Source organism: Novosphingobium endophyticum (genome assembly GCF_014640675.1).
Classification (GTDB): Bacteria; Pseudomonadota; Alphaproteobacteria; order Sphingomonadales; family Sphingomonadaceae; genus Novosphingobium; species Novosphingobium endophyticum.
This window is the reverse complement of sequence record NZ_BMHK01000001.1, coordinates 254,346-273,802: the sequence shown is the minus strand read 5'-3', so window position 1 is coordinate 273,802 and position 19,457 is coordinate 254,346. Positions and strand designations below refer to the sequence as shown.

Genomic DNA, 19,457 nt, shown 5'->3' with positions numbered 1-19,457 from the left:
GACCTGCTCCGGGATGACGGGGTCTTACTCCCCCGGCGCTCGCGCCTTGATGGCGACGGCGTGGACGCGGTTGCCCGGGATGTCGCCCAGCGCGGCGTTGACCATTCGCTGGCGCTGCAGGCGTGAAGCGCCGGCGAACCTCGCGCTCTCGATCTCGATGGTGAAGTGCGATTCGCCGCTGCCATCGTCGCCCGAATGGCCGCTGTGGCTGGCGGAATCGTTGATGATATCGAGGCGGGTCGGGGCAAATGCGGTGTCCAGCAGTTGCCGCATTTCCTGTGTGATGGTTCCAGTCATGGCTTCCATTTAGGCGCAAGTGCCTCCATCTTGAAGCCGGTGAAGTACAGCAGATTTCATGGACGATACGAATCCCGGGGACGCGAATGCCATTGGCCGGGGTGCGAGGAGGCGGGCGAATTCCGGGCGCCGGGGCCGAGGCCGTCCGGCTTTGACGGCCCGGGCGACTATCGCTGGTTCTGCCTTGAACACGTGCGCGAGTTCAATTCGGGCTACGATTTCTTCGAAGGCATGGAGGCGGAGGAGATTCTGCGCGCCCAGTCGCCGCTCTATGGCTGGAACACGCAGACCCGCGCCTTCCGGCCGGATGCGGGCGTGGACGATGTTCCGCGCTGGGCGGACTTTTCCGATCCGCTGGAGGCTATCAGCGGCAGGGCGCAGGCCCATGTGAAGCGCCGGCGGGCGGACATGAAGCCCGGGAACCACCGCTTCACCCCGAACGAGCGGCGCGCGCTCGACGTGCTGGGGCTGGACGGCGATGTCGACCGCAAGGGCCTGCGTCAGCGCTACACGCTGCTGCTGCGAAAGTATCACCCCGACCACAACGGCGGCGACCGGAGCCATGAACGGCGGTTGCAGATCGTCGTGGAGGCGTATCAGTTGCTGAGGAAGGCGGCTGCCTTCGCCTGACGCCGAGCGGGCATCATTCCGCCTCGCAGAGCGCTTTGAGCTGATCGGCGCATGCGCCCCAGCCTTCCACGAAGCCCATTTCCTCGTGGGTCTTGCGATCCTCGTCCCGCCAGTGCCGGGCGCGCGCGGTGTAGCGGGTGCCGTCACCCTCGGGCGTGATTTCCCAGATGCCGATCATGAAAGGGCCGGAGGGCTCAAGGTTGCTGGTCACCGCGTCCGTAGTGGCGAAGCGGCGACCTTCATCAAAGGCGAGGTAGATGCCGTTCTGTGGCTCCCTTTCGCCGTCGGGTCCGTGGAAGGTCATGTTGGAGGCGCCCCCGGGGCGCTTGTCCTGCTCGTCGATCTCGGCGCGCCACGGGACAGGGCACCACCATTCCTCTTGCCGGTTCGTCATGATCTCCCAGACCTTCGCCGGGGGTGCCGCGATGAAGCGGGTGACCGAAAGCTCCTTGTTCGTGTCGGGCATGCTGATCTCTCCTGGGGGTGGTCAGTCTCGGTCGGGGGCGCCGAGCGGAAAGAAGGGGCGGTAGGGGCGGGCATCCTCCACACACCGGGCGACGGGGCGAAGCTGCAGGAGATGCGCCCGCCAGCTCCTGAGCCGGGGGAATTTGTCGGAAATCGGGTGAACCCAGTCGGCATAGAACAGCGAAGGCGACGCCGCGCATTCGATCAGCGTCACATGATCCATCGGAGGATAGAAGCGCAGCCAGTCCTCGAGCCAGGCGTAGGTTTTCTCGAGCCGCGCCCGGGCTTCCCCGCACCGCGCCATGTCGGGACTTTCGGCATTGCACAGGTATTCATCCACGACAATCTGCATCGAATTCATGACATAATTGTCGAAGACCCGGTCGAGCATGCGCATCCCGATCGCGGCGTCCGGATCGTCAGGGATCAGCGTGCCTTCGCCCGTGTGGTGCCGGGCAATGTAGTCGATGATCGTGGTCGCTTCGAACAGCAGGTTTTCGCCGTCCTGAAGTACCGGAAACTTCCCGAGCGGACCGGCGGACTGGACAACCGAGACGTTCTCTGGATGGTCGGCGTCGACGATGCGGAACTCGAATGCCACGTCGTAGGCGTAGAGGGGGATGAGCGCCTTCCAGGTGTATGAGGAGAATGGATGACCGTAGAGCGCCAGCGTCATGCCTTCCATCCCCCATAAGGCACTGTCAGCGCTTCCAGGAAATGCCCATCGGGGCCTTCGAAATAGACGCCGCGGCCGCCGTCGTTGTGGTTGATCTCGCCGGGGTGCTTGCGGGCAGGATCGGCCCAGTATTGCAGGCTCTTCGCCCTGATCTTCTCTATGACCGCATCGAATTCCTGCTCGCTGACCAGGAAGGCGTAATGCTGGGGCGCGATGGCTCCTTCCTTTTCCGCGAAATCCAGCGAGACGCCGTTCGCGACCTCCACCACGCGGAAGTGAAAGAGGTCCTTCGGTTCGGGCAATCCGAACACTTCCGCCAGGAAATCGGCCGAACGAAAGCGATCGGTGCACCACACGATCGTATGGTTGAGCTGAACGCTCACGCCGGCTCTCCCGCGCGTGCTGCCTCGATAGTGGCAATGTCGATCTTTCGCATCGTCATCATCGCGTCGAAGGCGCGCTTCGTCGCCGCCGGGTCCGGATCGTTGTAGACGTCCAGAAGCTGGCGCGGGGTGATCTGCCATGAGAGCCCCCACTTGTCCTTGCACCAGCCGCACATGCTTTCCTGCCCGCCGCCCTCGACGATGGCGTTCCAGTAACGGTCCGTCTCGTCCTGATCCTCGGTGACGACCTGGAACGAGAACGCTTCCGAATGCGAAAACTCCGGGCCGCCGTTCAGGCCCATCGCCGGGATGCCCACGCAGGTGAACTCCACCACGAGCACTTTGCCCTCATCGCCGCCGGGATAGTCTCCGGGCGCCCGTATGATCGATTCGATCCGTGTGTCCGGAAAGGTTTCGGCATAGAAATTCGCGGCCTCTTCGGCATCGTGATTGAACCAGAGGCAGACGCGGTTCTTCGGGTTCATTTCTTCATCTCCGCGATCAGCGTGTTGTCGATGGCCTTGGCGGCCTTGTAGGCGGCGCGGTTCTGCACGCGCTCGGCATAGCCGACGAAAGCGCGGCGGGGGGGCATGATGCCGAAATTGAGGCCCCAGTCGACCGTGCTGCCGACATAGACGTCGGCCATTGTGAAGCGGTCTCCGCACACCCATTTGCTTCCGTCAAGATGCGCTTCGAGAGTGCCTATCGTACGATCGAAGCTGCCCCAGCCGGCCATACCCTCCTGTTCGGGCGACGGCTCGAACCTGAAGTTGCGGGATGTGATCGCCTGCTCCACCGGGCCGGCGGCGAAGAAGGTCCAGCGGTAGTAGTCGGCCATCTCGGCATCGTTCGGCAGGAGTCCGGCTTCGGGATGCATCTCGGCGAGGTAGAGGCAGATCGCGGCCGCCTCGGTCACGATCCGGTCGCCATCCTCCGCGTGGTGGACGAGCGTGGGTACCTTGCCCATGGGATTGGCGGCGAGGAACCCGGCCGGCTTGGCCTTCCAGTCGACGAGGACCTGATCGTAAGCCGCGCGCGCTTCGTGGAGTGCCCAGCGGGCGATCTGCCCGCGCGACATGGGGTTGGTATAGAAGGTATAGTCGGCCACGATCCACTCTCCTCAAGGACAGGCGGTTGATGCGGAACATGCGTAGAACATGAGGTCCGCGTCAATGACTATTCGCTCATCCGCCTTTCGGGCCCACCAGCCCGAACGGCGCTCCTTGAGGATCGCCTGCGATGACGATCCAGTCGCCGCCGGGAACCTCCATCGGACCCATCATCACCCTCCCGCCGTCGGCCTCGATCCTCGCCTTCGCCTCCAGGATCGAGGGCACACCGAAAAAGAACAGCCACATGGCCGGCTGCTGCGCGTTCGTTTGCGGCGAGACGGCGCCGAGGCGCGTGCCGCGGTGATGGATGAAGCAGTAATCGCCCATTTCGCCCATCGGCATCTTCTCATTGAATTCGAAGCCGAAGTGCCGGGCGTAGAAGGCCATCGAGGCGTCCTGGTCCGGGCTGGTCAGTTCGTTCCAGCGCACGCGCTCTGCCTCCGTTTCCGAGAAGACGTCGCTGGGGGCGTCCTGTTTCCCTTCGGGCGGCACGGGGGTCATGATGTAGATCGGTACGCCCTGCGGGTCGGCGACCATGGCGATGCGGCCGACCGGCAGGTCGGTTGCGGGCATCAGCGCCTTGCCGCCCTCCTTCTCGATCGCGGCGATTTCGGCATCGACATCGGGCGTGTAGAGATAGGGCATCCAGCATGGCCGGGCTCCGCCGGACGCCATTTCTTCGGTCAGCCTGAAGACACCACCGGCCATGCCGCCGTCCGAACGCTCGATCATGCGGTAGTCCATTCCCCCCGCTTCGGGCGAAGGCTGTGCCGCGATGTTCCAACCGACAACGGAGCCATAGAACTCCGCCGCCGCGTCGGGGTCGGTGGTCATGAGCTCGTACCAGATGAAATTTGCCGGGCAATCAGTCATGGGTCATGCTCCCACGCTGGATCTGGTCAGTTCGACGACAGGCCGGAAACCGCCGTAGACCATGCGCTTGCCGTCGAACGGCGGTTTCGCGTCCGGGTTCTCGCCCATGAACTTCTTCATCCGCTCGTCCTGCATCATCTTCTCGTGCGCGCCGTCGCAGGCCTCGCGTGAGGACCATTCGACGAATGAGAAGACAACGATCTCGCCGGGCTCGGCCTTGACCGAGCGGAAGAAGTCGGTCTGCTTGCCTTCCGGAACATCGTCCTGCCAGGCTTCGATGACCCGGCTGGCGCCGTAGTCCTTCATGATGTCCCACATCGCCATCGCCGCTTCACGATAGGCCTCCTTGTTGCCCTCCGGGACCGGGACGATGAATCCCTGGACATAGCCTCCGGCGACAGATTCGCCTTCCTCGACGATGGGTGCAAAGCCGCCGTAGATCATGCGCTTGCCGTCGAACGGGGCGGGATTCTTTTCGGGATTGAAGCGGTCGTCGGATTTGGCGAGTTCATCCATCCGGCCCATTACTGCCTGCCGCTCGTCCTTGCCGGGCCATTCGATCCAGCTGAAGACGACCGACTCGCCTTCCTGGCAGTCGACGGCGCCGAAGAAGTCGGTTGTATGACCCTTCTCGACATTGTCCTGCCAGCATTCGACGACCCGCGTGGCACCGTGATCCATGAAGACCGGGTCGCCGAGGTTGGCGTGCTTGAGAAACCTGTCCTTGTTCGCGGTGGGAACCGCGATCACGAATCCGTCTACGTAAGTCATGGTAAGCCTCCTTAGGGGGTAAGAAGCGTCGGGTATGTCTAGGCCGCCTGCTCGACGTATCCGGCTGACTGGTCCGCAAGCGCTTGCCGGAACGCCGGTCGGGCCTCTCCCCGCGCCTTGTAGGCCGAAAGCGCCGGGAACCCTGCGAGGATGTCGGTATGGTCGAGATTGCGCAAGACCGTGACCATCATGATGTCGGCCACCGAGAACGGGCCGGCGAGCCAGTCCTTGTCTCCCAAGGCATTCTCGGTGCTTGCGAGGCGGGCTCGCACCATCTCCACGGCGGAGGGGCGCGCGTCCCTGGTCCAGGGCTGGCCCGCCTGGAACACATCGAGATTGACGATTTGCATGGTCATCGGCTCGACGCTGTTGAGCGCCGCGATCAGCCAACTCGTTGCCGCCCACCGACCGGCCGGGTCACGAGGAAGCAGGCGTTCATCCTGCTCGCCGAGGTAGAGCAGGATCGCGCCGCTTTCGAACAGGCGCAGGTCGCCCTCGGCGAAGGCCGGAACTTGGCCGAAGGGCTGCCAGTCGCGGTATCCCTCAGGCCGGGGAGCGAAGGCGTCCAAGAGCTGCGGGCAGTAGGTACGACCCATCTCCTCCAGCGCCCAGCGGACGCGCAGATCGCGTACCAGGCCACGGGCGAAAGCCGGTACGTTGTCGAAGCCGGTGACGAGAGTGGTGGCGGTTTGATCGACGGGCATCTCGGCTTTTCTCCTTCGAGTGTTGTTCAGGCTGCCTCTTCGGCGGGTGCTTCACCCGACGCTACGGCCGGATCCATCCACATCACTTCCCAGACGTGCCCGTCGGGATCGGCGAAGCTGCGGCTCATCATGAAGCCATGGTCCTGTTGCGGATTGATGTCTGCCGTGCCGCCATGGCCGCCCGCTGTATCGGTGAGGCGGTTCACATCCGCGCGGCTCTCGCACGAAAGGCAGAGCATGACCTCGCTCGAGCCGGTGTCGGGGATGGGGCGACTGGTGAATGTCGCCCATTTCTCATGCGTCAGGATCATGACGAAGATCGTGTCCGACCAGACCATGCAGGCGGCGGTATCGTCGCTGAACTGCGGATTGTTCACAAAGCCCAGTGCTTCGTAGAAGGCTTTCGACCCTGCCAGATCGGCCACGGGCAGGTTCACGAAAATCATTCGGCTCAAGTTACGTCTCCATCGTCGGTGCGAATCGATCTTGCGAAACGATGCTGTTGTGGGTTACAAAAAGCAACCATGAAGTTACAAAAAGATACCAAAGGGTCGAAATCGGCGATGGACGGAGCTGAAACTCCACACGGCAGGTGGTACGATGACGCCTGCGGAGCGGCTTTCGCGATGGAGCTTATCGGAGAGCGCTGGTCGCTGCTGATTGTCCGCGAGATGATGCTGGGCGCGCGGCGCTTCAGCGAACTGCGCGCGGCTCTGCCGAACCTCAGCGCGAAGGTCCTGACCGAACGGCTGGAAACGCTTGAGGCGACCGGCATTGTGGAACGTTCCTGGCGCAAGCCGCCTGTCGCGGCGCAAGTCTATGGCCTGACGGAATGGGGAAGGGCGCTGGAGCCCGTTCTGCAGGAACTGGGCCGCTGGGCCGTTCGCTCTCCGCTGCATGATCCCGCGCTGCCGCTGACGCCGGTGGCGCTGATGCTCTCGCTGCGCACCATGCTGGACACAAACAAGACCGAGGGAATGGAGCTCTGGATAGCTTTCGATGTCGGCGATCAGCATTTCGCCGGCCGGCTGCGCGAGGGTGACCTTGCCATCCATCCCGTTGGTGAGGGGATGGCATCGCCCGACTTGCGCTTTACCGCACCGGAAGCGGTGGATTTCCTGCCCGTGTTCTACGGCAAGGTCAGCCCCGAGGAAGCGGGGGGCAGGCTGGCGATCGAGGGCGATCCCGCCTTGGCCCGGCGTTTCATCGATCTGTTCTCGCTGCCGGCGAAGTGTACTGCCTGACGGGTGACCCTGGCCGCAAACCTTATTGCGGTGCAGCGCCGGGTCCTTTAGGCGGGTTTCGCAATGACTGACTCTGCCATCATCAAGAACGATCGTCGCGATTCCACGCGCCTTGCCGCTCCCGACACGGAGATCGATGTCCGCGAAATGTTCGGAATCGATATCGACATGAAAGTGCCCGCGTTTTCCGAGGCGGACGAGCGCGTGCCCGATATCGACGAGGCCTACGTATTCGATCCGGACACGACGCTGGCGATCCTGGCCGGCTTTGCCTTCAACCGCCGCGTCATGATCCAGGGCTATCACGGAACGGGCAAGTCGACTCACATCGAGCAGGTCGCCGCGCGGCTCAAGTGGCCGTGCATCCGCATCAACCTCGACGCGCATATCAGCCGCATCGACCTGATCGGACGCGACGCGATCGTCCTGCGCGACGGGCTTCAGGTCACCGAGTTCCGTGAAGGCCTGCTGCCCTGGGCGCTGCAGCACCCGGTAGCGCTGGTGTTCGACGAGTACGACGCGGGCCGTCCGGACGTGATGTTCGTGATCCAGCGCATTCTCGAGACCGAGGGCAAGCTGACGCTGCTCGATCAGAACCGCGTGATCCGGCCGGACAAGTATTTCCGCCTCTTTTCGACCGCCAACACCGTTGGTCTCGGCGACACCTCGGGCCTGTATCACGGCACGCAGCAGATCAACCAGGGCCAGATGGACCGCTGGAACATCGTCGTGGGCCTCAACTACCTGCCAGAAGAGGTCGAGGTCGACATCGTCCACAAGAAGGTTCCGGGCGTCGACCCCAAGACGATCGCCGACATGGTCAAGGTTGCCGACTTCTCGCGCCAGGGCTTCATGAACGGCGACATCTCGACGGTGATGAGCCCGCGTTCGGTGATTACCTGGGCGCAGAATACCGAGATTTTCAAGGATGTCGGCTTCGCCTTCCGCCTCACCTTCCTCAACAAGTGCGACGAGACCGAGCGCATGATGGTGGCCGAGTACTACCAGCGCGTGTTCGGCACGGACTTGCCGGAAAGCGTGGTCGGCAAGGTGTGAAGCGTCATCCCGGACTTGCTCCGGGACCGGTGGCCATGGTTACATGCAGCCCCGCCGAGAGGAGATGCCGAAGGACCTCCACCGGTCCCGGAGCAAGTCCGGGATGACGGGGTTGGCTGCCTCATCGGGGTTTGACTACTCCGTCGGATAAAGGGCCCGCACGAAGTACAGCCCGTCCGGCGGCGCGTTGAGTCCCAGCGCCTGCCGGTCACGCGCGGCGAGGGCCTGGCCCACTTGCGCTTCGTCCCAACGGCCCATGCCGACGAGAGCAAGGCATCCCACCATCGATCGCACCTGATGGTGGAGGAAGCTGCGCGCGTCGGCCTCCACCAGCACGAGATCGCCTTCGCGGCGCACATCGAGCCGGTCGAGCGTCTTGAGCGGGCTTTGCGCCTGACAATGGACCGAGCGGAAGGTGGTGAAGTCATGCCGCCCCACCAGCGCCTGCGCCGCGCGGTGCATGGCCTCGGCGTCGAGCGGTTTTGCCACCTGCCACGCCCGTCCGCGCTCCAGCGTCAGGGGTGCGCGGCGGTTAACGATGCGGTAGAGATAGGCGCGGCCGATGCAGGAGAAGCGCGCGTGCCAGTCATCCGGCACTTCCTCGCAGGCGATGACGGCGATGGGGTTCGGCCGCAGCCGGGCGTTGATCGCTTCCGTCAGGCGGAAGGGCGTGAAGGCCTTTGCGATGTTGACATGGACGCGCATCGCCAGGGCGTGGACGCCCGCGTCGGTGCGCCCGGCGGCATGCATGGTAACCCGCTCGCCGGTGACCGCGTGGATCGCCTCCTCGACGCACTGCTGGACCGAGGGGCCATGCGCCTGTCGTTGCAGGCCCATGAAGGGGCCGCCGTCGAATTCCAGGGTGAGTGCGAAGCGCGTCATTTCGCCACGCCGATACAGGACCGCGGGGCTCATGCAAACGGCTTGGCCCCTGCGTCGATGACTGGCACCATGCGGGGCAAATAACGGGAAAGGATGCCGGGATGGCCGAGGAACAAGCCGAAGCGCCGCGTTTCGAGATATTCCGGGGCGCCGACGCGCCCACGCTCGACGAATGCGGGTGCATGACCAGGGAGGGAGAGGCGCCCAATCTCCTGGCCGTCATGCCCCGGATCATGAAAGCAGGCATGGAACGGGGCGAGCAGGTGGATGTGCCCTACCGGCGTCCGGGCATGAGCCTGTCCCGTCTCTGGCTGAAAAGCGGCTTTCCGTTGCCTCTCCACTCTCACGACTGCGACTGCCTCTATTACATCGTCGCCGGCAGCATCCAGCTCGGTTCGGAGACGCTGGCGGCGGGGGACGGGTTCTTCGTCGGCAGCGAGGTTCCCTATGGCTACAGCGCCGGGCCTGAAGGCGCGGAAGTGATCGAATTCCGCGCGACCGACAGCTTCAACATCCGCATCCGGGACAAGCCGGTCGCGGCCTGGGAAAAGGACGCCGAAAAGGTCCGCGCAGCGCAGGAACGCTGGGCGAGTGAGCCGTTTCCGGGGGGCAGGCTGCCGGAACGGGCCTGACCGCTCAGGCGATCCGCGTGCCCGCCGGCACAGGCCGGCCGCGCAGGAGATCGGCGGTCGTCATGGCGGGGCGTCCGGCGCGCTGGACACGGCTCGGACGGATGGCGCCGGTGCCGCAGGCAATGGTGAGCTGGTGGTCGAGCGTCGTGCCCGGAATGCCCATGGCATCGGAGAGTTCCGCGGAGAGGACCTTGTAGCGTTCACCGTCCAGTTCGAAAAAGGCGCCCGGCGCGGGAGCGAAAGCGCGCACCTGCCGTTCGGCCTGCGCGGCCTGACCGGTGAAGTCGAGCTGCGCTTCGGCCTTGTCGATCTTCTTCGCGTAAGTCACGCCGTCATCCGGTTGCGGGACGGGGCGGTGGACCGCAAGATCGCGCAGCGTGGCGACCAGAAGCCGCGCGCCCTTTTCGGCCAGCTCCGCCGTCAGCTCACCCGCCGTCTTGCGGTCGATAACGGTGCGCAGCGTGGCCAGCATCGGCCCGGTGTCGAGGCCCGCCTCCATCTGCATGATCGTCACCCCCGTGGTCGGATCGCCCGCAAGGATCGCGCGCTGGATCGGCGCCGCGCCGCGCCATCGCGGCAGGATCGAGGCGTGGATGTTGAGGCACCCCAGGCGCGGCGCATCGAGAATCGCCTGCGGCAGCAGCAGGCCATAGGCGGCCACTACCGCCACGTCGGCGCCGAGCGCGGCGAAAGCAGCCTGCTCTTCGGCGCCTTTCAGCGAAACCGGATGGCGCACCTCGATCCCGCGCGATTCGGCTTCCTTGTGGACGGGGGAGGGCGTCAGCTCCTTGCCGCGCCGGCCGCCCGGACGCGGGGGCTGGGTATAGGCGGCCACCACCTCGTATCCCGCCTCGATCAGTGCGGCGAGAGCTGGCACGGCGAAATCGGGGGTTCCCATGAAGACGATACGCATGTGGGGGACTTCTCCGGCGGGCTTCCTCTGACGCCCGGCAGGCCCTATCTCCCGAGCCATGGCATCGCAAGAGATCGAGACCCTTACCGCCGCCCTGTCGCGCCTTCCCGGCCTCGGCCCCCGTTCGGCCCGACGCGCGGTGCTCTGGCTGATCAAGCGGCGCGAGACTTCGCTGGTCCAGCTCCTCGAAGCGCTCGCCGCCGTGCGCGAGACGCTGGTGGAATGCGATGTCTGCGGCAATATCGATACCTCGAATCCCTGCGGCATCTGTGCCGATCCGCGCCGCGATGTCCGCTCGATCTGCGTGGTCGAGGAAGTGGCCGACCTGTGGGCGCTAGACCGGGCGCGGCTGTTCACCGGCAAGTACCACGTCCTCGGCGGCCGGCTCTCGGCGCTCGACGGGGTGCGGCCCGAGGATCTGACCATCGACCGCCTGCTGGCCCGAATCGCCGAAGGCGGCATCGACGAAGTGCTCCTGGCCATGAATGCCACGCTCGAAGGCCAGACCACTGCGCACTACATCGCGGAACGGCTGGAGGCCTACCCGGTGCGCGTGACCCAGCTCGCGCATGGCCTTCCGGTCGGCGGCGAGCTCGATTATCTCGACGAAGGCACGCTGGCGCAGGCGATCCGGGCGCGGCGGCCCGTCGGCTGACCGATCACTCTCATCGCGAATCCCGTGCATCGTCATTATTGCGAAATCGCGGCAGCGCGCTTATCTGCGATCCATGGCTATACGCGAGATCCTTGAAGTTCCCGACCCGCGCCTGAAGCAGGTCTCATCGCCCGTCGACAAGTTCGACGACGATCTGAAGACGCTCGTCGCGGACATGTTCGAGACGATGTACGACGCCCCCGGCATCGGCCTTGCCGCGATCCAGGTGGGCGTGCCGCTGCGCGTGCTGGTAATTGACCTCCAGCCGGAGGATCCGGCCGCGGAGCCTGAAGTCTGCACGGCGCACGGCGGCCACGCCCACACGCACCAGCCGACGAAGAAGGAACCGCGGATATTCATCAATCCCGAGATCCTCGATCCTTCGGAAGAGCACTCGGTCTATCAGGAAGGGTGCCTTTCCGTGCCCGAGATCTACGCCGACGTGGAGCGTCCGGCCCGCATTCGCGCGCGCTGGCAGGATATCGAGGGCAAGACCCACGAGGAGGAAATGGAGGGCCTCATGGCCACCTGTCTCCAGCACGAAATGGACCACCTCGAAGGTATTCTTTTCATCGACCATCTCTCGCGCCTGAAGCGGCAGATGGCGCTCAAGAAGCTCGACAAGTTGCGCAAGGCAGCCTGATCCTTCGGCCATTGACCTCGCCTTCGTTCCCCCTGCGGAGGCGAGGACCCGTTTGACTGTTGATAGCTTTCGGTGGAGGCTGGCGTTCCTGAAACGTTCCGGATAGGCTGCCGGAATGGAACTCGTCGTCGTTGCTATCGTCGCACTCGTCATTGGCTTGGGAATCGGCTGGTTCCTGGGCGTCAGGCCGCTTGCCGAAGCACGGGGGCAGACCGAATCGCGGGAACGTGAGCTCAAGGACGTCGAGGAAAAGTTCCGCAAGGCGATCGTGGACCTCGCCTCCGAAAGCGAGAAGGCGAGGCGCGCCGACGATCTTGCCCGCGCTCTAGAAGGCGTGCGCGCGGAGCACGCCGGCACGCTGGAACGCCTGCGCTCCGAACATGCGGCGGCGATCGACCTGCACCAGGGCGAGAAGCGGGCGCTGGCCGAGGAACTCGCTACGTTGCGCGAGAAGACCGCCAACTTTGACGAGCAGAAACGCCTGCTGATCGAGGCGCAGGAAGTGCTGCGCAAGGAATTCGAGAATGCCGGGGCCAAGGTGCTCGAAGGCGCGCAGGAGGCGTTCCTGCGCCGCGCGGGCGCCCGCTTCGAGGAAACCGAGAAGGCCAATGCCGAGCGCCTCCGTTCGCTGCTCGAACCGGTCGGCGCCCGGCTGAAGAGCTACGAGGAACAGGTGCAGGCGCTGGAGGCCAAGCGGGTCGATTCGTTCGGCCAGCTCACCGGGCTGATCCAGTCGATGCGTGAAGGGCAGGAAAAGGTGCGCGAGGAGGCGGCGCGGCTGGGCAACTCGCTGCGCAATGCGCCCAAGGCGCGCGGCCGGTGGGGCGAGCAGCAACTCAAGAACGTGCTCGAACAGTGCGGCCTTACCGAGCATACCGATTTCGTCACCGAACATTCGATCGAGACCGAGGACGGCCGGCTACGGCCCGATGCGATCGTCAACATTCCCGGCCAGAAGCGTCTGGTGATCGACGCCAAGGTCTCGCTCAATGCCTATCAGGAAGCGTTCGAGGCACAGGATGATGTCGCCCGCGACACCGCGCTGCGCCAGCATGTCGCCTCGATGCGCAATCACGTCCAGACGCTGGGCGCCAAGAGCTACCAGAGCCAGTTCGAGGATGCGCCCGATTATGTCGTGATGTTCGTGCCCGGCGAGCACTTCGTGGCCGCGGCCCTGGAATACGATCCGGAACTGTGGGATTTCGCCTTCCGTAACCGGGTCCTGCTGGCGACGCCGACCAACCTCGTCGCCATTGCCCGCACCGTCGCGCAGGTCTGGCGTCAGGACGGCCTTGCCCGCGAGGCGCGGGAGATCGGCCGCATGGGCGGCGAACTCTACGACCGGCTCGCCGTCGCCGCCGAACATATGAAGCGCGTCGGCTCCGGCCTCGAAACGGCGGTCAACAACTACAACAAGTTCGTCGGCAGCTTCGAACGTAACGTGCTCTCCACGGGCCGCCGCCTGAAGGACAAGCACATCGAGATCGGCAAGCGCGAGATCGATGACGTGCCGCAGATCGAGTCGTCACCCCGCTATGGTGTCGAAGCGGTCGCTGAAGGGGATGGCGATGGAGAAGCATTGCCCGCCGCCGCCGAATAGGCGCTGGCCAGTCTTTACCTGTCTTTCGCGTCTGAATCCGGCGTGTGCTTTCGCACCAGTTGTGCGGTGTGTCCGCGCGATTGCAGGGTCATCCGGTTACCTTCGACCTCGATACGCGGGGTGGCGACGAGGAGCGATCCGACCGCCTTCTCCTGGCTCCAGGCCGGCGTTGGGCACGCCATCTCGGTTTGCGTGAAGGGGCCTGCGATGAGCCGCTCTTCGCCCATTCTCCAAGGGCCGCCGAGACGGTTGCATCCCACCTTGACGCCGATGTGATCCTTGCTGAAGGTCAGGCTGGCCGCCTCGGAAGCGGGGCGTTCCCCGTCGATCCGTTCGAAATGCCAGGTGCTGCCGGTCAGGTGCGAGCCGCCATCGGCCCCCGCGTTGCATCCCGCGATGCCGAGAGTGCAGGCGAGGAGGAGGACCAGGCGGTGCATGACCCGGTCATTGTACACCCGGCAGATGATATCCGGATTAACAAACGCCCTCAGTTCGTCGCAAGATGTGCCAGCGCCTCGTAGGCGAGGACGGCGCCGGCCACGGCGGCGTTGAGGCTGTCGGCACGGCCGCGCATGGGGATCGTCACACGCAGGTCGCAGGCATCCTCGTAGGCGTGCGGCAATCCTTGCGATTCGTTGCCGACCATGAGGAAGCACGGCGCGGCATACGGCGCCTTGCGATAGTCGGTCGAGTCGCGCAGCGAAGCGGCGACGAGTTGGCCTTCGTCCTGCCGCAGCCAGGTGATGAACTCATCCCAGCGCGCCACGGCCAGCTTCTGGGTGAAGATGGCGCCCATGCTGGCACGCACCGCCTCGACCGAGAAGGGATCGGCGCAATCGTCGATCAGGATCAGCCCGCCCGCACCGACCGCGTCGCCGGTGCGCAGCATCGTCCCGAGATTGCCGGGATCGCGCAGAGCCTGGGCCACCAGCCAGATCGGCGCGGCGTGGCGGTCGATGCCAGCAAGGCGTGTGTCGAACTCGGCGAAGACGCCCGCGACGGCCTGCGGATTGTCCTTGCCGGTGACCTTGGCGAGGATCTCGACATCCATCTCGACGATCTCGCCGCCGGCGGCGCCAACGGCCTCCTCCAGCGCATCGAGCAGCGGGTGAGGTTCGCGGCCCGCCGCCATGACGAGCATTTCCGGCACGATCCCGCTCTCGCGCGCATCGGTCAGCAGGCGCAGTCCCTCGGCAAGGAAGCGCTGTTCCCGTTTGCGGTGCTTCTTCTCGCGCAGTGAGCGCAGGAACTTGACCAGCGGGTTGGAAAATCCGGTGATGGTACGGCGCGGGGCCAAGATCAATCCTCGCCGAAGCCTTCCCTGACGAGCGAGGCGAGCGTGGCGAGCGCCCGGTCGGCACCGTCGCCGGAACAGGCGATTTCAATCCTGTCACCCTTTGCCGCGCCCAGCATCATCAGGCCCAGGATTGATCCGCCGGCTGCTTCGGTGCCGTCCTTGACGACCGTTACCGTGACCGATGGCGGGAGGTCGGCGACGTGATTGACGAACTTGGCGCTGGCGCGGGCATGAAGGCCGCGTTTATTTACGATGAGCACCGTCTCACGGCAGTCGATCATGCGGTCATGCATCCTGTCCCAGGTATTCCGAAGCTATGGTTATGTAATTCTTTCCGGCATCGCGCGCGGCCACCGCCGCATCGCGCACCGACATGCAACGGCGCGCCTTTGCCAAGCGGATCAGCATGGGCAGGTTGATGCCGGCAATGACCTCGATCTTTCCCGCCTGCATCAGCGAGATCGCCAGGTTGGAGGGCGTTCCGCCGAAAAGGTCCGTCAGGATGACAACGCCTTCGCCGCTGTCGACCGCTGCGATGGCATCGGCGATTTCGCCGCGTCGGCGTTCCATGTCGTCATTGGGACCGATGCACACGGTCTCCACCGCCGTCTGATCGCCCACCACGTGTTCCATGGCGTGAACAAACTCCTCGGCGAGATTGCCGTGAGTGACCAGGATCATACCGATCATGCGGGAAGGGCGCTCCGAAATACCTCTGATCGCACCTGGGATTTACACTTGTTCTTCACCGCCGCGGACCTCCTTCCAGAAGATCGGCTGCTCGCGAGCCCAGGTTGCGGTGCAGCAATGTGGGGGAAAATCCTTCCTGACGCAAGGCCGCAGCGATCTGTTCCGCCATGAAAACCGAGCGGTGTCTCCCTCCGGTACATCCAAATGCGATGTGCACATAGGCCTTGCCCTGCGTTCGATAGCGCGGAAGCAGCATGAGCAGCAGGTCGCGAATGCGCGCGAAGGCCTCCTCGTAGCCAGGGTCCTTGCGGATGTAATCGCCGACCGGCGCTTCCTGCCCCGTCATCGGCCGCAGCTGTTCGTCCCAGTGCGGGTTTTCCAGAAACCGGACGTCGAACACCAGGTCGGCCAGCGGCGGCATGCCGCGCGCGAAGCCGAAGCTGGAGACGGTCACCGTCACGTCGTCCGGCGCGCTCGACGCAAATCTTTCGCGAACCGATCGTTGCAGGTCGTTCGAGGTGAAGTCGGTCGTGTCGATCAGCAGGTCCGCCCAGCCGCGCAACGGCGCCAGCAGTTCGCGCTCGGCGCGGATTCCGGTAGAGGCCGGGGCGTCGGAGGCAAGTGGATGGCGGTGGCGCGTCTCGTTGTAGCGGCGCTCCAGTTCCCTGCTGGAACAATCCAGGAAGAGTGTTGTCAGCTCGAACTCCTCGCGCTCGTCGAGGCCCTGCACCTGGCTGATGATCTGCTGGGGATTGAAGCCACGGGTGCGCGAATCGAACCCGATCGCCAGCGGGGGGCGCGGTCCGGGACCGCCGTTGGGCGAGCTTTCGATTAGGCCTTCCAGCAAGCGGATCGGAAAGTTGTCGATGATCTCCCAGCCGAGGTCTTCCAGCACGCGCAGCGCGGTGGTCTTGCCTGCTCCGAGCATGCCGGTCACCAGCAGCACGCGCTGCTTGGGGTCACAATGTTCCAGATCGTCCTGCATCGCGTCCGTGTTTGCGCCTGCTGTCGATGAAAGAAAAGTGGGGACGGCAGTTAGCTTGTTGAAGGCCTGATCGTCAGACAGCGGCGCCGAAGCGGTCGAGGGCCAGTTCCACCTTGATCGCGAGCAGCCCGCCTCCCGGCCAGACGCGCAGCATGGGAATGGCGACACCCTCGATTTCGACCGTTTCCGCCTCCTCGATGTAGCGGGGCGCATTCGGGTCGAGCCTGATGACGAGGGAGATCGCCGCTTCGTCCAGGCAGGGGAAGGACAGCAATCCCAGATTGCGGACCTCCAGAAGTCCGCGAATCCTCTGGTGGGGGCGGGCGACGAGCCGGCCCTTTTCGGCATGCACGAGGATGCCGTCGTCACCCAGGAAATGCGCGCCGCGATCGATCAGTCCCAGTGCCAGGCTCGATTTGCCCGAACCGGTCGCCCCCTCGATCAGCACGCCGCGCCCGCCGATCGCGACGCAACTTGCCTGCAGGGGGCTGGGTTTTGCCTGTACCATCAACTGGGCCTCCATGCCGGGAGCGAAAGCTCGAAACGCGCGCCTTGCGTGCCGTCGGCGCGTGCGGTGGCGACAAGCCTGCCGAAGTGGGCCTCTACGATCGTGCGGGCTATCGCCAGACCCAGGCCGCTGTGCTTGCCGAACTCCTCGCGCGAGGGGCGCAGCGAATGAAAGCGCTCGAAGATATTCTCTCGCGCGTCCTCCGGAATGCCGGGGCCATGATCCGATACCGAGATCTTCACGCGGTCGTCGCGGCGGCCGAGAACGATCTCGATCGTCTCGTTCTCCGGCGAAAAGGACACGGCGTTGTCGAGCAGGTTCTGCAGCACGCGTTCCAGGCGCGGGGCGTCACCCGCTACTGTGAGATCCGTGTTGCCATCGCGAATTATGGTGATGTTGCAGGATCCGTTGACGCCGCGCTGATCCCGCTCCGCGACGAGGGCGTGGACCATCTGTGCCATGTTCACGGGCTCGAACACGGTGCGGCTGAGTTCGGCGTCGATCCTGCTGGCATCGGCAATCTCGGTCACGAGGAAGTCGATGCGGCGCACATCGTCCTGGGCAATGCTGATGAGCTGGTGGCGCAGATCGGGCCGCTCGACCCGGTCGAGGCTGTCGAGGGCGCTGCGCAGTGAAGTCAGTGGATTCTTGAGCTCGTGCGCGACGTCGGCGGCGAAGCTCTCTACCGCGTCGATGCGCTGGCGCAGCGCGCCGCTCATGTCGGAGATGGCGCGGGCGAGCAGGCCGATCTCGTCGCGGCGGTCCGGCAGGCGCGGAACGACGACGCTGCGATCGCGCCCCAGCCTGACGCGCACTGCCGCGCGCACCAGCTTGCGCAGCGGCTCCACGATCGTGCGCGCGAGGAACAGCGACAGCAGGATCGAAACGCCCAGTGCGCCGCCCACGATGATCGCCAGCGTCTGGCGCGCCATGCGCACGTTCTCGGTGATGTCGCGGGCATTGCGGGTGACGAGCAGCGCCATGCCCTCGTCCCCCACGGGAGTTGCGGCAATGATGACCGGGGTCCGGTCCGGCGCCGACTTGTGATCGACCACCGTTTCGCCGCTCGCCAGCGCCGCGGTGACCTCGGGCCAGGCGGCGGCAGTGCTGTCGGCCGGATCGCGATAGTCGGGGATCGGCGGCGCCCCCAGCAGGAAGTCCATGCCCCGGTCGAGCGCGCGGGCGGCATCCTGATACCAGGGTTCCGTCGCCGGGTCGATCAGCCGGTAAGACGGCGGGGCAAGCTCGAAACTGTCGGCGAGCAGGACGCCCCCGCTGTCAAAGAGGCGCAACCGCAGCGCCTGGCTGGAACCGATCCGGGCGATAAGCTCGCGGCGTCTCTCGCTCGGTTCGCCGGTCAGGGCATCGGCGGTGATTTCGGCTTCGGCCACGGCAAGGCGGTAGCGCTCGGCGAGCAGTTCGCGCCGATAGCTGTCGATGTAGAACAGGCTGCCCGCGAGCAGCGCCAGTGCTATGATGTTGACGGCAAGGATGCGCGCGGTAAGCGAAACGCGCCAGGATAGACCCAGACGCGTCCCGAGCGTGGGCTTCCGGCGCTCGGTGAGTTTCTCAACCATCGGAGAAGGAATAGCCGGCGCCGTAAAGCGTATCGATTGCCGCGAATTCGGGATCTACCGTGCGGAACTTGCGGCGCAGTCGCTTGATGTGACTGTCGATGGTCCGGTCATCGACATAGATGTCGTCGCTGTAGGCCGCGTCCATCAGCTGGTTGCGGCTCTTCACCACGCCGGGGCGAGTGGCCATCGCCTCCAGGATCAGGAATTCGGTCACGGTCAGTGAAACCGGCTTGTCATCCCAGGTCACCTGATGCCGCGCCGGATCGAGGTGCAGCCGTCCGCGCACGACCGGTTCGGGCAGGTCCTCCTGAGGAGTTTCTTCAGGCGTCGCCTTGACGAGCTCGCTGCGGCGCAGGATCGCGCGGATCCGGGCGACCAGCAGGCGCTGGCTGAATGGCTTGGTGATGTAGTCGTCGGCACCCATCGCAAGGCCCAGGGCCTCGTCTGGTTCCTCGTCCTTCGACGTCAGGAAGATCACCGGAAGGCTCGACTGCTCGCGCAGCGCCTGCAACAGGCGCAGCCCGTCCATGCGCGGCATCTTGATGTCGAAGATGGCAAGGTCCGGCGGATTTTCCAGGAGCGCCTTCAGTGCCGTCTCGCCATCGGTATAGACGCGGGTCGTAAAACCTTCCGCCTGCAGGCTGATCGAAAGGGTCGTCAGGATGTTCCGGTCATCGTCGACGAGCGCGATCGACTTGCGCTGCGGTTGCCACGCCTGCCCGTCGTCGGTGGATCCGTTGGGTGTCGATGCATCGGCCATGAAGACGAAGTCGTTGCCTTTGCTGCAAATCTGAAATTGCTGATTAGCCGGTCGGGCTGTGCGTGACAATCGCTCAGCCGATGGTCCAGTATCGTTGGTATTAT

Annotated in this window: 27 protein-coding genes; 7 read left to right on the top strand and 20 right to left on the bottom strand. The window is 64.8% G+C overall.

What is annotated here, in order from left to right:
- Positions 1 to 24: 24 nt before the first annotated feature.
- Entirely contained in the window at positions 25 to 297 is a 273-nt protein-coding gene (locus tag IEX32_RS01250; RefSeq protein WP_188767409.1) for a BolA family protein, read from the bottom strand.
- Positions 298 to 336: 39 nt separating this feature from the next.
- On the opposite strand from IEX32_RS01250, the gene IEX32_RS01245 reads away from it, so the two are divergent.
- The gene (locus tag IEX32_RS01245; RefSeq protein WP_188767407.1) at positions 337 to 927 is read left to right on the top strand and encodes a J domain-containing protein; all 591 of its coding nucleotides are present in this window, start codon (positions 337 to 339) and stop codon (positions 925 to 927) included.
- Positions 928 to 940: 13 nt separating this feature from the next.
- Here the strand turns inward: IEX32_RS01245 and IEX32_RS01240 are convergent, their stop codons facing one another.
- The 9 genes from IEX32_RS01240 to IEX32_RS01200 all read right to left on the bottom strand — a co-directional run bounded on the left by IEX32_RS01240 (position 941) and on the right by IEX32_RS01200 (position 6,366).
- Positions 941 to 1,393: an SRPBCC family protein gene (locus tag IEX32_RS01240; RefSeq protein ID WP_188767404.1), complete on the bottom strand. Its 453-nt coding sequence runs from the start codon at positions 1,391 to 1,393 to the stop codon at positions 941 to 943.
- A gap of 21 nt (positions 1,394 to 1,414) precedes the next feature.
- Positions 1,415 to 2,068, bottom strand: coding sequence for a glutathione S-transferase family protein (locus IEX32_RS01235; protein WP_188767402.1), 654 nt, complete (start codon positions 2,066 to 2,068; stop codon positions 1,415 to 1,417).
- On the bottom strand, positions 2,065 to 2,451 hold the full coding sequence (locus IEX32_RS01230; protein WP_188767400.1) for a VOC family protein: 387 nt from the start codon (positions 2,449 to 2,451) through the stop codon (positions 2,065 to 2,067). Before IEX32_RS01230 ends, IEX32_RS01235 begins: the two co-directional genes overlap by 4 nt.
- Positions 2,448 to 2,936, bottom strand: a complete 489-nt coding sequence (locus IEX32_RS01225; protein ID WP_188767398.1) for a VOC family protein — start codon at positions 2,934 to 2,936, stop codon at positions 2,448 to 2,450. Before IEX32_RS01225 ends, IEX32_RS01230 begins: the two co-directional genes overlap by 4 nt.
- A complete protein-coding gene (locus IEX32_RS01220; protein ID WP_188767396.1) occupies positions 2,933 to 3,559 on the bottom strand; it encodes a glutathione S-transferase family protein in 627 nt (208 codons plus the stop codon). The genes IEX32_RS01225 and IEX32_RS01220 overlap by 4 nt, the downstream gene beginning before the upstream one ends.
- Positions 3,560 to 3,635: 76 nt before the next feature.
- Positions 3,636 to 4,436, bottom strand: a complete 801-nt coding sequence (locus tag IEX32_RS01215) for a VOC family protein (RefSeq protein WP_188767394.1) — start codon at positions 4,434 to 4,436, stop codon at positions 3,636 to 3,638.
- A gap of 3 nt (positions 4,437 to 4,439) precedes the next feature.
- Positions 4,440 to 5,207, bottom strand: a complete 768-nt coding sequence (locus tag IEX32_RS21160; RefSeq protein ID WP_188767392.1) for a DUF1428 domain-containing protein — start codon at positions 5,205 to 5,207, stop codon at positions 4,440 to 4,442.
- 38 nt (positions 5,208 to 5,245) lie between these two features.
- Positions 5,246 to 5,911, bottom strand: coding sequence for a glutathione S-transferase family protein (locus IEX32_RS01205; protein WP_188767390.1), 666 nt, complete (start codon positions 5,909 to 5,911; stop codon positions 5,246 to 5,248).
- 26 nt (positions 5,912 to 5,937) lie between these two features.
- On the bottom strand, positions 5,938 to 6,366 hold the full coding sequence (locus IEX32_RS01200) for a VOC family protein (RefSeq protein ID WP_188767388.1): 429 nt from the start codon (positions 6,364 to 6,366) through the stop codon (positions 5,938 to 5,940).
- A 69-nt stretch (positions 6,367 to 6,435) separates the two neighbouring features.
- Here IEX32_RS01200 and IEX32_RS01195 point away from each other — a divergent pair, with 69 nt between their 5' ends.
- Positions 6,436 to 7,155, top strand: coding sequence for a winged helix-turn-helix transcriptional regulator (locus tag IEX32_RS01195; RefSeq protein ID WP_188767386.1), 720 nt, complete (start codon positions 6,436 to 6,438; stop codon positions 7,153 to 7,155).
- A gap of 63 nt (positions 7,156 to 7,218) precedes the next feature.
- On the top strand, positions 7,219 to 8,211 hold the full coding sequence (gene cobS, locus IEX32_RS01190) for a cobaltochelatase subunit CobS (protein WP_188767384.1): 993 nt from the start codon (positions 7,219 to 7,221) through the stop codon (positions 8,209 to 8,211).
- Between the two features lie 135 nt (positions 8,212 to 8,346).
- Here the strand turns inward: cobS and truA are convergent, their stop codons facing one another.
- Positions 8,347 to 9,093, bottom strand: coding sequence for a tRNA pseudouridine(38-40) synthase TruA (truA, locus tag IEX32_RS01185; RefSeq protein ID WP_188767377.1), 747 nt, complete (start codon positions 9,091 to 9,093; stop codon positions 8,347 to 8,349).
- A 101-nt stretch (positions 9,094 to 9,194) separates the two neighbouring features.
- Between truA and IEX32_RS01180 the strand changes: the two genes are divergently transcribed.
- Positions 9,195 to 9,725 (top strand): cupin domain-containing protein, encoded by a 531-nt coding sequence (locus IEX32_RS01180; protein WP_188767375.1) that lies wholly within the window; start codon positions 9,195 to 9,197, stop codon positions 9,723 to 9,725.
- Positions 9,726 to 9,729: 4 nt separating this feature from the next.
- Here IEX32_RS01180 and fmt read toward each other — a convergent pair whose 3' ends face one another.
- Positions 9,730 to 10,638 (bottom strand): methionyl-tRNA formyltransferase, encoded by a 909-nt coding sequence (gene fmt / locus IEX32_RS01175; protein ID WP_188767373.1) that lies wholly within the window; start codon positions 10,636 to 10,638, stop codon positions 9,730 to 9,732.
- Between the two features lie 58 nt (positions 10,639 to 10,696).
- On the opposite strand from fmt, the gene recR reads away from it, so the two are divergent.
- The 3 genes from recR (at position 10,697) to IEX32_RS01160 (ending at position 13,536) form a co-directional block, all read left to right on the top strand.
- Positions 10,697 to 11,293, top strand: coding sequence for a recombination mediator RecR (gene recR / locus IEX32_RS01170; protein WP_188767371.1), 597 nt, complete (start codon positions 10,697 to 10,699; stop codon positions 11,291 to 11,293).
- Between the two features lie 73 nt (positions 11,294 to 11,366).
- The gene (def, locus tag IEX32_RS01165) at positions 11,367 to 11,936 is read left to right on the top strand and encodes a peptide deformylase (protein WP_188767369.1); all 570 of its coding nucleotides are present in this window, start codon (positions 11,367 to 11,369) and stop codon (positions 11,934 to 11,936) included.
- Between the two features lie 115 nt (positions 11,937 to 12,051).
- Positions 12,052 to 13,536, top strand: a complete 1,485-nt coding sequence (locus IEX32_RS01160) for a DNA recombination protein RmuC (RefSeq protein WP_188767367.1) — start codon at positions 12,052 to 12,054, stop codon at positions 13,534 to 13,536.
- 14 nt (positions 13,537 to 13,550) lie between these two features.
- Here IEX32_RS01160 and IEX32_RS01155 read toward each other — a convergent pair whose 3' ends face one another.
- The 8 genes from IEX32_RS01155 to IEX32_RS01120 all read right to left on the bottom strand — a co-directional run bounded on the left by IEX32_RS01155 (position 13,551) and on the right by IEX32_RS01120 (position 19,353).
- Positions 13,551 to 13,973, bottom strand: coding sequence for an META domain-containing protein (locus IEX32_RS01155; RefSeq protein ID WP_188767365.1), 423 nt, complete (start codon positions 13,971 to 13,973; stop codon positions 13,551 to 13,553).
- A 50-nt stretch (positions 13,974 to 14,023) separates the two neighbouring features.
- A complete protein-coding gene (locus IEX32_RS01150) occupies positions 14,024 to 14,833 on the bottom strand; it encodes a TrmH family RNA methyltransferase (protein WP_188767363.1) in 810 nt (269 codons plus the stop codon).
- A gap of 2 nt (positions 14,834 to 14,835) precedes the next feature.
- Positions 14,836 to 15,114, bottom strand: a complete 279-nt coding sequence (locus IEX32_RS01145; RefSeq protein ID WP_188767362.1) for an HPr family phosphocarrier protein — start codon at positions 15,112 to 15,114, stop codon at positions 14,836 to 14,838.
- 4 nt (positions 15,115 to 15,118) lie between these two features.
- Positions 15,119 to 15,523 carry a PTS sugar transporter subunit IIA gene (locus IEX32_RS01140; protein ID WP_188767360.1) on the bottom strand — a complete coding sequence of 135 codons (405 nt, stop codon included), beginning with the start codon at positions 15,521 to 15,523 and terminating at the stop codon, positions 15,119 to 15,121.
- Between the two features lie 55 nt (positions 15,524 to 15,578).
- Positions 15,579 to 16,508 (bottom strand): RNase adapter RapZ, encoded by a 930-nt coding sequence (gene rapZ / locus IEX32_RS01135; RefSeq protein ID WP_188767358.1) that lies wholly within the window; start codon positions 16,506 to 16,508, stop codon positions 15,579 to 15,581.
- Positions 16,509 to 16,581: 73 nt separating this feature from the next.
- Positions 16,582 to 17,016 carry an HPr kinase/phosphorylase gene (locus IEX32_RS01130; RefSeq protein WP_188767356.1) on the bottom strand — a complete coding sequence of 145 codons (435 nt, stop codon included), beginning with the start codon at positions 17,014 to 17,016 and terminating at the stop codon, positions 16,582 to 16,584.
- Positions 17,016 to 18,593 (bottom strand): sensor histidine kinase, encoded by a 1,578-nt coding sequence (locus IEX32_RS01125; protein WP_188767354.1) that lies wholly within the window; start codon positions 18,591 to 18,593, stop codon positions 17,016 to 17,018. Before IEX32_RS01125 ends, IEX32_RS01130 begins: the two co-directional genes overlap by 1 nt.
- Entirely contained in the window at positions 18,586 to 19,353 is a 768-nt protein-coding gene (locus IEX32_RS01120) for a response regulator transcription factor (RefSeq protein ID WP_229735772.1), read from the bottom strand. The genes IEX32_RS01125 and IEX32_RS01120 overlap by 8 nt, the downstream gene beginning before the upstream one ends.
- Between the last annotated feature and the right edge of the window lie 104 nt (positions 19,354 to 19,457).